Here is a 14,772-nt window from a genome sequence, read left to right on the forward strand (position 1 = left end):
CGCACCCGACGGCCGGGCCGCAAGGCCCGGTTTCCCTCACCAACGGTAATGCAGCGATGGACCGTGACAGGTGTCAGTCACGGTCCATGGTTGTACCCAACAAGTTGATAACAAGCAGGGGACGTGACGTGAGGTACAAGAGCCTGGCTAAACAGCTGTCTGCGGTTTTCCTGGCAGCGGCATTGACTGCACCGGCGACAGGGCAGGTCATGGCCAAGTCGTTTATCGACGACGAAGAAAGCGTCAACATCATCAGCCCCAGTGACTTGGGCACGAATTTACCGGGTGGTCCAACGGGCGTCAGCGCACCGGTGGCACCGCAACGGACCATACCGAAAAACCTCGACCTGACACGGGCTATTCAATTAGCCGTGGAATGGCACCCGGCCATTGCCGAGGCGATCGGTCAGCTGTACCAGCAGAATGAGAACGTGACCATTGCCCGTTCCGGTTACTACCCGCAAGTGAGCGGCGGTTTCAATTCCGGCTACGACAGCGGACTGAGTGGCAACGGCCAAAGCCAGACCTTTTCCTTGTCGGCATCGCAGATGCTCTACGACTTCGGCAAGGTGTCCAGTTCCGTGGACAGTGCTCTGGCCAGGGTCAGTGGCAGTCAGGCGGCGGTTTTGCTGTCAATCGACCAAGTGGCCCGTGATACCTCGTACGCCATGATCGAGTTGCAGCGTTCGCAACTGCTGGTGGCGCTGGCGGGTGACCAGATCAAGGGCATTTCGGCGATTGCGCAACTGGCCAAGCAACGCAGCGACATGGGCGCCAGCACCCGCTCAGACCTGATCCAGGCACGTTCGCGAGTCGAGGCGTCGCAGGCGACACAGTTACAACTGCAGGCGCAGTTCAATCGCTGGCGCAGCGCCTTGAGCAGCTTGCTGGGGGCGCAGTCGCCGGTGAGCGTTACGCAGGACTTTCCGGCGAGCCTGGAGCAATCCTGTCAAGGTCTGGCGCCTGATGAAGCGGTCACCCCGGCGCTGTTGATTGCCCAGGCGCAACGGACCGATGCCTTGGCACTGATCGCCCAGGCCCGGGCGCAAGCGTTGCCGACTGTATCGTTGGACCCATCGGTGACTCAGTATCTGGACAACAACGACGACACCGGCATCCCCGGCGGTCGGGACCGGACCCGCTACGGTGTGTTCCTCAACGTGAAGATGCCGTTGTACCAGGGCGGCGCCATTACTGCGCGCAAGTCCGCCGCACAACAAGCCCTGCGTTCTGCCGAAGCGGCCAACGACGCCGCCCGGCTCGCTGTACGCCAGGGGCTGCTGGAAGCGCGGGATCAGATTTCGAGTCTGGCCCAGCGGCTCTCCACCCTGGATTTTCGTGAGCGCAGCATTTCCGAGACCCGCGACCTTTATCGTCAGCAGTACCTCGAACTGGGCACCCGGCCGCTGCTGGACTTGCTCAATGCCGAGCAGGAAATCCACCAGGCCCGCATGGACCGGGAAAACACCGCGGCTGACCTGCGGCGCCTGAAAATCGACTGTCTCTACAACACCGGCGGGTTGCGCGCGGCGTTCCATCTAGATAACAGCACCTTGCAAGGTGTGGAGATTCGGCCATGAATGATGCCGTGATGCTTGAGGGCGACATGAGTGCAGTGGACGCGGCACCCGATCCGGCGCCGGCGTTCGATTATGAGGTGTGGCTGGAGGCGGTACTGAGCATCGCCCGGCATTACCGACTGGAGTGCTCGGCGCAAAGTGTCCGGCTTGCCGCGCAGTGGACCGAAGGCGCTTCGGTGGAAGACGTGGTGCGGCAGATGGCCCGCCAGGCCGGATTAAACTGTGCGATCGCCGACTTCAACGCCTCGACCTTGATGCAGCGGCAACTGCCGATGATCTTGCAGTTCAGTGACGGCCAGGTCGGCGTCCTGGAAACCCTGGGCGATGGCGAGCACGTGGGCATCGCCTACAGTGGCGATGGCGGTCTGCAAAGCCGGCTCAGTTGCCTGGAGTTGCTCGACTCGGCGCGCAAGAGCGTGATTTTGCGACCCATGAGTGCCGTACGCGATACTCGCGTCGATGACTACATCAAACCTTATGAGAAGGACTGGTTCAAAGGCATCGTGCTGCGGGACATGCGGCCTTATGGCTATGTCATGCTGGCTTCGCTGGTGACCAGTGTGCTCGGACTGGCCGGGGTGCTGTTTTCCATGCAGGTGTACGATCGGGTCATCCCGGCCGAGTCGATGCCCACCCTGTATGTGTTGTTTGGTGGTGTCATGCTGGCGCTGGTGTTCGACTTCATCATGCGCATCACCCGCGTGCGGATCACTGACATGCTTGGCAAGCGGGCAGACATGCGAGTGTCCGACCTGGTGTTCGGGCATGCCATTCGCCTGCGTAACAGCGCCCGGCCCAAGTCCACCGGCTCGTTCATTTCCCAGCTCAAGGAACTGGAGCAACTGCGTGAATTGATCACCTCCAGTACGGCAACGGCCTTGGCAGACTTGCCGTTTTTTCTGTTGTTCCTGGTGATTTACTGGCTGATCGCCGGGCCTCTGGTAGCGGTGCCGATGGTGGCAGTGTTGTTTCTGGTGGTGCCTGGTGTGTTGTCGCAGAAGAAACTCGCAGTGCTGGCCAACCAATCCATGCGCGAAAGCTCGTTGCGCAGCGCCATGTTGGTGGAGACCATTCAGGGCCTGGACGATATCAAGGCGCTGCAAGCCGAGCAGCGCTTCGAGCACCAGTGGAATCACTACAACGCCACCTGTGGCGACGCCAGCCTGCGGCTGCGGATGTTGACCAACAAGCTGATGGCCTGGACCAACAACGTGCAAGGTTCAGTGTTTGCCGTGGTGGTGGTGTTCGGTGCACCGATGGTTATGGCCAGTGACATGACCACCGGTAGTTTGGTGGCGGCCTCGATCCTGGCCTCGCGCATGATGGCGCCGATGTCGCAGGTCACCCAGGTGTTGACCCGCTGGCAGCAGGCCAAGGTGGCCCTGCAAAGCCTGAACCGGCTCATGGAATTGCCGGTGGACCATGCCGAAGGCAGCAAGCGCGTGCACTTGCCAGTGGTGAGCGGCCATTACGTTCTCAAGCAGGCGGCATTCCAGTATTCCGACGATGCGCCGGCGCCGGCATTGCTGGTGGCGGACTTGCAGATACAACCGGGTGAGCGCATCGCCATTCTCGGTCGCAATGGTGCAGGCAAATCCACCTTGCTGCAGGCCTTGGCCGGCATGCTCGATCTGAAGAGCGGCAGCATCAGTCTCGATGGGGTCGCGCTCGGTCATATCGACCCGGCGGACGTGCGCCGGGATGTCGGGCTGATGACGCAAAACTCGCGCCTGTTCCACGGCACTCTGCGAGACAACCTGATCATGGGTGCGCCCCATGCCTCTGATCAGGAAATCCTCCAGGCGCTGGCGTTGACGGGCGCAGCGGACTTTATCGGTAAGTTCGCCGACGGCATGGACCACATGATTCTGGAAGGCGGCCTCGGACTGTCAGGCGGGCAGCGTCAATCGTTGCTGCTGTCGCGCTTGATCATCCGTCAGCCGCACATCGTCCTGTTGGACGAACCCACGGCGTCTCTGGATGAAGCGACCGAGCGCCAATTGATCCACAACCTGGACAAGTGGGCGGCCCACCGCACGCTGGTCATCGCGACCCACCGCATGAGTGTGTTGAGTCTGGTGAACCGGATCATCGTCGTCGACAACGGACAGATCCTTGTCGATGACACCAAGGACAACGCGATTGCCCGGCTTTCCAAAACCAAGGGGAAGAATCAGTGAACACCCATGAGCGCAAAAGAATTCCGCTGTTGGGCCTCGAGAACAAGGGCGCCCAACCCTATAACGACGGTGTTGATGACAACACAGTAGTGCGCTCGACGCGGGTGGTTTTCTGGGTGTTTGTCCTGTTGGTTGCGTTTGGTGCGTGGGGTTATTTTTTTGAGATCGATGAGGTTTCGACTGGCAGCGGCAAGGTAATCCCAACCTCCCGCGAGCAAATTATCCAGTCCCTGGAAGGCGGCATCGTCACTGAACTGAACGTGACCGAGGGCGATATCGTCAACAGTGGCCAGACGTTGGCGAAACTCGACCCGACCAAGACCGAATCCAACTTCGATGAAAGCGCTTCCAAGTTCCGGGCATCCCTGGCCAGCGTCGCGCGTTTGCAGGCAGAGGTGAACAGCAAACCTTTGGTGTTTCCTGTTGAACTACAGCGCCACCCCGAGTTGATCCGAGCCGAAACCGATTTGTTCAGTACCCGGCGCAAGGGGCTGGAGGACACCCAGGCGGGTTTACGTTCATCCTTGGGGCTGGTGCGCAGCGAGTTGGAGATTACCCAGAACCTGGCCAAAGTCGGTGCCGCCAGCAGTGTTGAAGTACTGCGCCTCAAACGCCAGAAGGCAGAGCTGGAGATGAAGCTGACCCAGGCCCGCTCCGATTACATGGTGCGCGCCGGTGAGGAACTGGCCAAGGCGAATGCCGATGTCGAGACGCTGTCATCGATCATGCGCGGGCGCTCGGATTCAGTGACTCGCTTGACCTTGCGCTCTCCGGTCCGCGGTATCGTCAAAGACATCGAAGTCACCACCATCGGCGGGATCATCCCACCCAATGGGCGCTTGATGCAGATCGTTCCTCTGGATGAACAACTGCTGATCGAGGCGCGTATTTCGCCGCGGGACATCGCTTTTATCCATCCCGACCAAGTGGCCAAGGTCAAGATCACGGCCTACGACTACGCGATTTATGGCGGCATGGACGGTAAGGTGGTGACCATCTCGCCCGACACCATCCAGGACGAAGTCAAACCCGAGGTTTTCTACTACCGGGTGTTTATCCGCACCGACGCCGACACCTTGAAGAACAAGGCTGGCAAGTCGTTCTCCATTGTGCCGGGGATGATTGCTTCAGTGGATATCAAGACCGGGCAGAAAACTGTCCTCGACTACTTGATCAAGCCCATGAACCGTGCGCGTGAAGCTTTGCGCGAGCGCTGACAGAGGACGTGCTGATGGGCAAAGCCCTCAGGCTGTTGCTGCTAGGGTTGAGTGTTGTCGGCGCGCCTTGTGCCTTGGCGCTCGACGACAGCTCAGCGCCTTTGCCTTGGAACACGTCCGCCGACAAGGCGACATGTAGCGACCCGGACTCGGCATTGTGGGTCGAGTTTGCCCAGGGTGAGGAATGCATCCGCTACTTTGCAGGGGCTATCCTCGATCATGCGCCAGTGGTGATCGTCATGTTCCATGGTGATCGAAATATCGAGATGCATCAGGCGCCCGAGGCGATCCGCGGCAACACCCTGGCCGCCAAGGTAATTGCGGCAAAAGCACTGAGCAAAAGGGCTGGCGTACCGCTGGTGATTGTGGCTCGGCCTGGTACCTACGGCTCCAGCGGCAATCATGGGCAGCGGCGCCAGGCCCGGGAATTCATGGCGCTGAATGGCGCTCTGGATGAACTGCGTGAGCTCCACGGCATTGGGCAGTATGTTTTGTTGGGCCATAGCGGTGGCGCGACCGTGGCTGCTGCGTTATTGACCCTGGGGCGCGACGATGTGAAATGCGCGGTGATGAGCTCCGGCGCGTTCGCCCTGGTGCAGCGTGCGCAGATGATTCGCCAGAGCAAAGGCCTGCCTTCCAGGCCGGGACGCGACACCAATGGATTACTCCACCCCTATGATCCCGGCCAGCACATTGAAGGCATTGTCGCAGCGCCCAAGCGGCAGCTGTTCGTGATAGGCAACGTCGATGATCAGGTGGCGCCGTTCGTGTTGCAGGAAGGCTTTTTCCAGGCGCTGATTAAAGCGGGGCATCGGGCGCAATTGATCAAGGCTGACGCCGTGGCGCCGGCGTTTCATCAATTGCGCAACGATATCGCGCTTAAAACGGCGGCCGGCTGCGCAAAGTAAGCTTTTCGCTTGGCGGGTTACTCGGCAAGAACCGTCTGCTCCATCGTCCTCAACCACTCGCAGACTTGCGACAAACCGGTCCCGCCCGAGCTTTTCACCAGCACCCAATCTGCTGGTTGAAACCACTGCGCCGGGTTCTGCATCAAGGCCAGGTTCAGCGCCTTGGCATTCTCGAACCACTGGACCGACAGTTCACCGCGCAGCTCGAGGTACAGCGCGCGCATCAATGGGCCGCACAACAGCACATGGCGTGGCGCTGCCATACGCAATGGTGTGGCCAGCTCCAGGTGATAACGCAGGGTGTCAGGACCGAGCTCCAGCATATCCCCCAATACCAGCACCCGGTGTCGTGAGGGTAAAGGGAGGTCCGCCATGGATTGCAGTGCTGCGGCCATGGAGCCTGGGTTGGCGTTGTAGGCGTCGTTGATCAACTGGAAATGACCACCCGCGCATGGGATCTGCATGACATTGCCACGTCCTTCAACGGGTTCGAATCCAGTCAGGATTTCGAGCGCCTGGCAAGCTTCCAGGCCCGCTGCGAACAACGACGCCAGCACCGCTAGTGCGTTGAGTACCATGTGCCGGCCGCGGGCTTGCAGGGTGAAGTTGAGTGCCTGTGAGCCTCGTTGCGCGCGGACGTAAACCAGCTGCGATTCGCTGCGCCAATCCAGGAGGCGCAGATCCGCATCGACGTGTTCGCCGTAACTGATCACCTGCAGACGCGCGGTTTCTGCTGCCTGGGCGAACAGCTCGTAATACGGCATGCCCCGGTTGAGCACCGCGTGGCCGCCCGGTGCCATGGAGCGGAAGATTGCGCTTTTCTTGCGGGCCAGGTTCTCCAGCGTGCCGTGGTATTCCAGGTGTGCGGGGGCCAGGCCGGTGACGATAGCGATGTGTGGGCGAACCAGTTCCGAGTTGATAGGCATCCGTCCCACGGCCATTTCCAGAACCCAGAACCTAGTTGCAGGGGGCATGCTTGCCAGGTTCCAGGCAATGCCATGCGGCAGGTTGGCGTTGGCTTCGGTTTGTCCGACCTCACCCCAGTGTTTCAGCGCGTGGGCGAGCATGGCCACCACCGTGGTTTTGCCAAAACTGCCGGTCACGCCGAACACCTGCCCGCTGAAGTGCTGTCGGGCGTGCCTGCCCAACTGCAACATCGCTTCGCTGGTGTCGGCGACTTGCAGCGCCGGCAAGCCGCAGTCCAGATAGGGGGTCGGGTCCACGCACAAGAAGGCCGAGGGCCGCCGCTCAGGCTTGGCCTGTGCCCAGCGCAGGGCCGATTGCGCCTCGTTCGGACCGACTTTGGTGGGGTGGCGATTGAGCATGCGTCCCGGCTTGAAGAACTGCATGGAGGGCGTCAAGCCAGTGGCCCTCCAGTCCGAGGGTGGCTGTGGTACCCATGTCCCTTGCGTTACACGGGCCACGGTCACGGCGTCCCAGGTCCAGTCGGATGTGGCTTCAGTCGGTGGAGGCTGGCTCACTTGCGGCGCACCATCCAGCAGATACCGGTGATAGGCAATCAGCCCGGAAAGGTAGTGTTCGACGTCGTCTATACGCACCCGGAAAGCGTGATGCCGAATGAAGAATGCGCCGGCGATGCGTGCCGGGTTGGCGAAATACATCGCTATCTCCGGCCAGAAATAACCGTTGAGCAGGTAACGGGCGCGATGGTGCAAGGCCCGATAGAAAGCGTGCAGGTCAATGTCCTGGAGCAGGTGATGTAGCGATGGCTGTTGTGCGATCCGTTCCAGCATTTGCTGTGCGGCCATCATCAGCTCGAGCAGGGTGGGAAAGGTGGTAATGCGCTGTTGGACGAAACCCAGGTAGCCCGCGACGTTGTTCAGGCCGAAGCGCAAGTATTTCTCGTCGGGGCGATAGCGTGTCAACTCGTTCACACAGTAGCTGAGCCAGTGATCATGCTCGCGCCAGTGCTCTTTGCCGATGAAGTAATCGAAGGCCTTTTCTACGACATTGATCCAGCGTTCATTGTGGGTCAGCCCATAGAGGCGCATCAGTCCGAACGCGGCCTCACCGTCGTAATAGATGATGCGAAACGGCTCTTTGAGGCTCAAGTCATGGGCGTTCAATACGTGTACGAAAGCACCGGTGGTGGGGTCCTGCATCCAGGCCATACCGTTGGCGAGGGCTTCCAGCAGTGGTAAATACTGGCGGGTGCCGGTCACTTCGCTGTACTTGACCAGGGCCAGCAGGCATACCGCGTTGCCGCCCAGTTTGATCTCGTTGCCTGTGTCCACCAGGAAGGCGGCCACGCTACCATCGGGCAGCAGGCTGGGCCTGATCAGCGTTTGGGTCAGATAGTCCAATGCCCGTTGAATCGCGGACTTCAACGTCTCGTCGCCGTTCAAGGCCCAGGCTTCGATCATCGCGTAGGTGCTGCTGGCATGGCGCAGGGTGTTGTAGTTCTTGATCGGTCGGTCGAAACACGGAAAGTAGCCGTAGACGAATTGGCCGCTGTCCTGCACCTGCTCCCCCAGATACGTGGCAGCGGTGCAGATGGGCCGCCTGACGTCGTCAGGCTCCAGGGCCGCCAGGGTGCGCCAGCCGACCTCTGCGGCGTTGCTGTTGAGTCTATGGGGCACGCCATCTTCGGCGCAGAACACGCCCGCCGTGTCGAACAGATAGACCAAGGTATCGGGTTGCAACGTGGCAATTGCGTTCGATGCCGTTGACCCTGCAAAACGGCGTTTGGCATAGACAGAAAAATTGCCTGTATTGAAGGTTGCATGGGCAATTTCGCTGCCGCCGTAGAGGATTGCGTTAGCGTTCAGTTCCTGTTCGGTGAGCGCTATTTGCAGATTACTGTCGAGCGCGATGCCACTGCGAAAGTAATTACGCTTGTGGTGCTTGAAGCGTTCGTTGAGCTTTGCCCAAGTGATTGGCTTCACGTTAACTGCACGTTCAATACGTATCCACGTACATTCAGGGTTATTACCCGACTGCATCAACAGCTGATCATGAGTTCGTTGTAGTTCATTCGCCCCTGTTTGCCATGCCGCTTCGAAGTTGTCAGCGATGACATGGAAAACATATGCACGTTTTGTGCTGTCACTGATCGAGAAAAATAGCACGCAGGGTTGTACTGTGCCCGATGAGACAGCTAACTCATCGGTGTCTTTACTCAGGAGAGCATAACAATCGAGCAATTGCTGTTTCACAGGCATAGGATGTCCGTTAATTAAAATATTCAAGGACGGTTGCGTGTTTTATAGCTGATTGACCCGCCAATAAAAGAAAGGGTAAATGAAACCCAGCGGCTCGGGGATGAGACTGTTAATCCAAATTATATGTCAAGTGTAGGTGGATGAGTCTTCACGTGCCTGTTCTATTGCCTTTGGAACTATTGGACTTTCATATTGCTGGAGATGGTCTCTGATCAGCTTGCGAATGACCTGGGAAATAGTAAGGTCAATCTCTTCGGACAGCGCCTCCAGTCTCTGTTTGGTGGGGGAGTCGATGAGTATGGTCAGGCGTGTGGTTTTTTCTGACATTTTCTTGATCCTTCTAGAAAAATGCGGCCTCGACTGTCGCATGAAGTAATTGCTAAATGGAGTGAAGAACGCTTGAGACAAACCAATGAGGTTGTAATTTGATTGGTTGAAAGTCTAAATCAATCAAATCGTATTTTCTATGGAAGCAGGTGGAAAGTTTCCATTCTGTGAGGTTAACCACCTTTTTTTTGGTCATTTGTTATCATTTCGTTATAACTGTATGAGGTGTCTATATTAACTGCGTTTCAAGAAAGTTAGACGAAAAGGAACCTGGAGTCAAAAGTGAATAGTGTCTAACACTAAAGTAGTGGTGGGTGGCTTATGATTGATCGGGTAGGAGGTTGTTTTGCTGTGTGCATGAGTTTTTTACTCATGCTACGAGGCATAAAAAAGGGACCTGACCAGCATTAACCTGGTGGCCCCTTTTTAAGGATGGCGGTACGTTTCAGGCAAAAACGAAGTACTTGCGCACGGTCTCGACTACCTCCCAAGTACCTTTCATACCCGGCTCAACCACAAAAATATCACCGGCCCGCAAGTGAATCGGCTCCAGGCCGTCCGGGGTGATCACGCAGTAGCCTTCCTGGAAATGGCAGTATTCCCACTTCACGTACTCCACGTACCACTTGCCCGGAGTGCAGATCCAGGTGCCCATGATCTTGCTGCCGTCTTCGCTGGTGTAGGCGTTGAGGTTGACGGTGTGCGGGTCACCTTCGAGTTTCTCCCACTTGCAGGCATCCAGGACCGGCAGGGGATGGGTATCGCGCAGTACGGTGATCGGCTGGGACATGATGGCTCCAAGGCAGGGAAATGAAGCCCCACCCTATAGCCCCAGGCCGGATGCCAGTGGTCTGAACTCGACACTGGGATGCCCAGAAGCGCATTGGAATACGATCTTAAAACCTACACCGTCCCTGTGGGAGCGGGCTTGCCCGCGATGGCGGTGTGTCAGGTGACACATTTTTCACTGGTCCACTGCTATTGCGGGCAAGCCCGCTCCCACATTTGATCTGGGGTGGCTGATGGATCCATTCAATAATCAGGCGTTTCTTCGCAGTAACTACGAAAGAAATCAGCCTTCGCGCTGGAATTCGCAAGAATATTTACCGCTGGCCCTCGTATCATTCACCTTAGAAACGACCGAGAGCCTCGTATGAACCCAATAAAAACGTGGTGGGATATCAGCCCACCCTTGAGCACCGCCACCCCGACCTGGCCGGGCGATACGCCCTTCCAGGAAGAGCGCGTCTGGCAGTTCGGCCCCGAATGCCCGGTCAACGTCGGCCGCATTACGCTGTCGCCCCACACCGGCGCCCATGTCGATGCGCCGTTGCACTACAGCGCCGACGGTGCGCCCATCGGCGAAGTCTCGCTGGATGTGTACCTGGGGCCGTGCCGGGTACTGTATTGCCTGGACAGCGGCGCGCTGGTGCAGCCCGAGCAGTTGCAAGGTCGCCTGGATAACCTGCCGGAGCGCGTGCTGCTGCGCACTTATCAACAGGCGCCGTTGACCACCTGGGACGCGAACTTCACCGCCGTCGCCAAGGAAACAATCGAGCTGCTGGCCAGCCTCGGCGTGCGCCTGATCGGCATCGACACGCCGTCCCTGGACCCGCAGCAGTCCAAGACCATGGATGCCCACAACGCCGTCGCCCGTCATGGCATGGCGATTCTCGAAGGCATCGTGCTCGATGACGTCCCGCAGGGCGATTACGAGTTGATCGCGCTGCCGCTGCGTTTTGCCAACCTCGATGCCAGCCCGGTACGAGCAATCCTGCGCCCGCTCAAGGAGCCCACGCGATGAGCCAGTGTCCTTTCTCCCCTGATTACCAGCCGCCGGAAGAATGGCATAACGCCGAGCTGAATTTTTCCGAGTCCATGAGCTATGGCGACTACCTGGACCTGGGCAAAGTGCTCACGGCCCAGCACCCGCTGTCGCCGGACCACAACGAAATGCTGTTTATCATCCAGCACCAGACCTCCGAGCTGTGGATGAAGCTGATGCTCCACGAACTCAAGGCTGCCCGCGAACATGTGCGCCTGGGTGAGCTGGCGCCGGCGTTCAAGATGCTGGCGCGGGTCTCGCGGATTTTCGATCAACTGGTGCACGCCTGGGCGGTCCTGGCGACCATGACACCGTCGGAATACAAGGCGATCCGCCCGTACCTGGGGCAGTCGTCGGGCTTCCAGTCGTTCCAGTACCGGGAAATCGAGTTCATCCTCGGCAATAAAAGCGCGGCGCTGTTGCGGCCCCACGCCCATCGCCCGGAGTTGCTCAAGGAGCTGCAAGTGGCGATCGCCACGCCGTCGCTGTATGACGAAGCGATCAACCTGATGATCAAGGCGGGCCTGGCGATTGACCCGCAGCGTGCGCAACGCGACCCTACGGCGCCTACGGTTCATGACGAATCCGTGGAGGCGGCGTGGCGCGAGGTGTACCGCGACCCGACCCGTTACTGGGACCTGTATCAGTTGGCCGAGAAGTTTATCGACCTGGAAGACTCGTTCCGCCAATGGCGCTTCCGCCATGTGACCACGGTGGAGCGGATCATTGGCTTCCAGCCTGGCACCGGTGGCACTGAGGGCGTGGGTTACCTGCGCAAGATGCTCGACACCGTGCTGTTCCCCGAGTTGTGGCGGGTGCGTTCGACGCTCTGATTGAAACCCAACAAAAAGCCCCGGCACTCATTGAGTACCGGGGCTTTTTGTTGGCAATGCATACCTATTGTGACCCTGTTCATGGGGGAGCCGGGCTTGCCCGCGATGCAGGCGGCTCGGTCATTCAGTTAGACCGAGTCGATGCCATCGCAGGCAAGCCAGCTCCCACATAAGCCAGCTCCTACACAAGCCGGCTTCTACACAGGTTATTGCGCGACAGCCAAGGCCTTGTTCTTCCTGGAGCGCAACCAGTACGCCAGGAAGAGAATCCCCACCCACACCGGCATCGCATACACCGATGGGCGCATGTCCGGGATTGCCAGCATCACGCCAACGATCACCAGCATGAACGCCAGGCACAGGTAGTTGCTGAACGGGAACCAGAAGGTCTTGAACGACGGCACCACGCCTTGCTCGCCCATGGCCTTGCGGAACTTGATGTGCGTCAGGCTGATCAGCGCCCAGTTGATCATCAGCGAAGCAACCACAAGGGCAAACAACAGCACCAGTGCATCCTTGGGTGCCACGTAGTTGATCACCACGCACAGCAACGTCACCAGGGCCGAAATGCCCAGGGCGCGCAACGGTACGCCTTGCTTGTTGAGCTTCATCAGCGCCTTGGGCGCGTCGCCTTGCTCGGCCAGGCCGAACAGCATGCGGCTGTTGCAGTACACGCCGCTGTTGTACACGGACAGTGCCGCGGTCAGCACCACGAAGTTGAGGATGTGCGCGGCGGTGTCGTTACCGATCAACGAGAAGATCTGCACGAACGGGCTGGCACTGTAGGCATCGCCGGACGCGCCGAGGGTTTGCAGCAGTTGATCCCATGGGTACAGCGACAGCAGCACGGTCAGGGCGCCGACGTAGAAAATCAGGATCCGGTACACCACCTGGTTGATCGCCTTGGGGATCACCTTGCGCGGCTCGCTGGCTTCGGCAGCCGTAATACCTACCAGCTCCAGGCCGCCGAACGAGAACATGATGAACGCCATCGCCATCAGCAGGCCCATGCCGCCGTTGGGGAAGAAACCGCCGTGGTCCCACAGGTTGCTGATCGAGGCTTGCGGGCCACCGGTACCGCTGAACAGCAGGTAGCAGCCGAGCACGATCATGCCGATGATCGCCACCACCTTGATGATCGCGAACCAGAACTCGGTCTCACCGAAGAACTTCACGTTCAGGGTGTTGATCAGGTTCACCGCAACGAAGAACACCACTGCGCTGACCCAGGTCGGCACTTCAGGCCACCAGAACTGGATGTACTTGCCCACCGCTGTCAGCTCGGCCATGCCCACCAGTACATACAGCACCCAGTAGTTCCAGCCGGCGAGGAAGCCGGCATAGCCGCCCCAGTACTTGTGGGCGAAGTGGCTGAAGGAACCGGCGACCGGTTCCTCGACGATCATCTCGCCCAACTGGCGCATGATCAGGAACGCGATAAACCCGGCTATCGCATAGCCCAGGATCATCGACGGCCCCGCCGATTTCAGCACCCCGGCCGAACCGAGGAACAACCCCGTACCAATCGCCCCGCCCAGGGCAATCAGCTGAATATGCCGGTTTTTCAGGCCACGCTTGAGGCCAACCGGGTTAACCATGTCATCCGCCATTAACATTCCCTTCTACTTGTTTTTTTCAGGGTTGATCCTGCACGCCAGATCCGCCCCTCACTGCTGAGGGGTCAGATATTACTCTCGGTAAACTTTTCGTAATACAGCTGAACGCCATCAAGTGCCTGATCTTGCAGCCAGTTCTTAATGGATTCGACCATTGGAGGGGGGCCGCACACGTACATATCGGCCGATCTATCCCGCAATTCGGCCACGTCGAAATGTTCGGTCAGATAACCGCGCTTGCCAGACCACTGCGGCGATGGGTCGCTGAGCACTTCGGTGTAGCGAAAACCACGGATCGTTTGTGCATACGCCTTGATGCGCTCGGCCTCGCACAAATCCTCGGCCCCGCGCACCCCGTAGTACAGATGCACCGGTTGCTCGCAGCCGCGCTCGGCCAATTCATCGAGCATCCCCAACAGTGCCGACAACCCGGTGCCGCCGGCCACCAGCACCAGGGGCTGGGTGACGTGCCGCAGATAAAACGCGCCCAGCGGTGCCTGCAGCTTGATTTCATCGCCGACCTGGCAGCGCTCGCGCACGTAATTGCTCATTACCCCATCCGGCAGCAAGCGGATCAGGAACTGCAAGCGGTTGCCCGGGCGGTTGGCGAAGGAGTAGGAGCGCTGATGCTCGGTACCGGGAATCGACAGTCGCGCATATTGCCCCGGCAGAAAGTCCAGGGCGCGCTCCAGTTGCACCGACAGGATCGCGGTGCTGGCCGACACCTGCTGCACCTCGCACACCGTGGCGCTGAGTTGTTCCGGGCCCGGTGCGTTGCACAGGCTTGAGTCGAAATCGAAGTAAAACGCCGCGTCGGATTGGACCCGGGTCTGGCAACTGAGCATCTTGCGTTGTTGCAGGTCGAGGCTGGACAGGGCCTCGTCATCCACATAGTCCTGGCTGTAGTCGCCGGACTCGCAGCGTCCCTGGCAGGTGCCGCACACGCCTTCGCGGCAATCCAGGGGGATCTTGATGCCGTTGCGCAACGCCGCGTCCAGCAGGATTTCGTTGCTGGCCACCGGAAAGAACAAGGTTTTGCCGTCGGCAAAACTGAAGGCCACTTTGTGATTCATCCACCGCACTCCGCGTAGATACATTGATGAC

Annotated in this window: 11 protein-coding genes; 6 read left to right on the top strand and 5 right to left on the bottom strand. The window is 59.1% G+C overall.

Features of this window, described 5'->3' with window-relative positions; genetic code table 11:
- The first annotated feature begins 128 nt into the window (after window positions 1-128).
- From PSH73_RS03210 to PSH73_RS03225, 4 genes are read left to right on the top strand one after another with little or no spacing between them, the layout of a single operon-like run.
- Window positions 129-1,580, top strand: a complete 1,452-nt coding sequence (locus PSH73_RS03210; RefSeq protein WP_169989843.1) for a TolC family outer membrane protein — start codon at window positions 129-131, stop codon at window positions 1,578-1,580.
- The gene (locus tag PSH73_RS03215; protein ID WP_120731498.1) at window positions 1,577-3,760 is read left to right on the top strand and encodes a type I secretion system permease/ATPase; all 2,184 of its coding nucleotides are present in this window, start codon (window positions 1,577-1,579) and stop codon (window positions 3,758-3,760) included. Before PSH73_RS03210 ends, PSH73_RS03215 begins: the two co-directional genes overlap by 4 nt.
- A gap of 29 nt (window positions 3,761-3,789) precedes the next feature.
- Window positions 3,790-4,977, top strand: a complete 1,188-nt coding sequence (locus PSH73_RS03220) for an HlyD family efflux transporter periplasmic adaptor subunit (RefSeq protein ID WP_178118078.1) — start codon at window positions 3,790-3,792, stop codon at window positions 4,975-4,977.
- 14 nt (window positions 4,978-4,991) lie between these two features.
- Window positions 4,992-5,885, top strand: a complete 894-nt coding sequence (locus PSH73_RS03225) for a S9 family peptidase (RefSeq protein ID WP_305461914.1) — start codon at window positions 4,992-4,994, stop codon at window positions 5,883-5,885.
- A 17-nt stretch (window positions 5,886-5,902) separates the two neighbouring features.
- On the opposite strand, the gene PSH73_RS03230 is transcribed toward PSH73_RS03225, so the two are convergent.
- From PSH73_RS03230 to PSH73_RS03240, 3 genes are all read right to left on the bottom strand, one after another.
- Window positions 5,903-9,067 (bottom strand): UDP-N-acetylmuramoyl-tripeptide--D-alanyl-D-alanine ligase, encoded by a 3,165-nt coding sequence (locus PSH73_RS03230; protein WP_200660561.1) that lies wholly within the window; start codon window positions 9,065-9,067, stop codon window positions 5,903-5,905.
- Window positions 9,068-9,193: 126 nt separating this feature from the next.
- Entirely contained in the window at window positions 9,194-9,394 is a 201-nt protein-coding gene (locus PSH73_RS03235; protein WP_120731503.1) for a hypothetical protein, read from the bottom strand.
- Window positions 9,395-9,839: 445 nt separating this feature from the next.
- Complete coding sequence (locus tag PSH73_RS03240; RefSeq protein WP_057439321.1) at window positions 9,840-10,184, bottom strand: cupin domain-containing protein; 345 nt, start codon at window positions 10,182-10,184, stop codon at window positions 9,840-9,842.
- Window positions 10,185-10,547: 363 nt separating this feature from the next.
- Here PSH73_RS03240 and kynB point away from each other — a divergent pair, with 363 nt between their 5' ends.
- Window positions 10,548-11,198: an arylformamidase gene (kynB, locus tag PSH73_RS03245; RefSeq protein WP_057439320.1), complete on the top strand. Its 651-nt coding sequence runs from the start codon at window positions 10,548-10,550 to the stop codon at window positions 11,196-11,198.
- On the top strand, window positions 11,195-12,052 hold the full coding sequence (gene kynA / locus PSH73_RS03250; RefSeq protein WP_057960627.1) for a tryptophan 2,3-dioxygenase: 858 nt from the start codon (window positions 11,195-11,197) through the stop codon (window positions 12,050-12,052). Before kynB ends, kynA begins: the two co-directional genes overlap by 4 nt.
- A gap of 206 nt (window positions 12,053-12,258) precedes the next feature.
- Here kynA and PSH73_RS03255 read toward each other — a convergent pair whose 3' ends face one another.
- Both PSH73_RS03255 and antC read right to left on the bottom strand, forming a co-directional pair.
- Entirely contained in the window at window positions 12,259-13,662 is a 1,404-nt protein-coding gene (locus PSH73_RS03255; protein WP_057439319.1) for an amino acid permease, read from the bottom strand.
- 71 nt (window positions 13,663-13,733) lie between these two features.
- A complete protein-coding gene (antC, locus tag PSH73_RS03260) occupies window positions 13,734-14,741 on the bottom strand; it encodes an anthranilate 1,2-dioxygenase electron transfer component AntC (protein WP_057960626.1) in 1,008 nt (335 codons plus the stop codon).
- Window positions 14,742-14,772 lie beyond the last annotated feature (31 nt).

The organism is Pseudomonas sp. FP2294 (genome assembly GCF_030687625.1).
In the GTDB taxonomy this organism is placed as follows: Bacteria; Pseudomonadota; Gammaproteobacteria; order Pseudomonadales; family Pseudomonadaceae; genus Aquipseudomonas; species Aquipseudomonas shahriarae.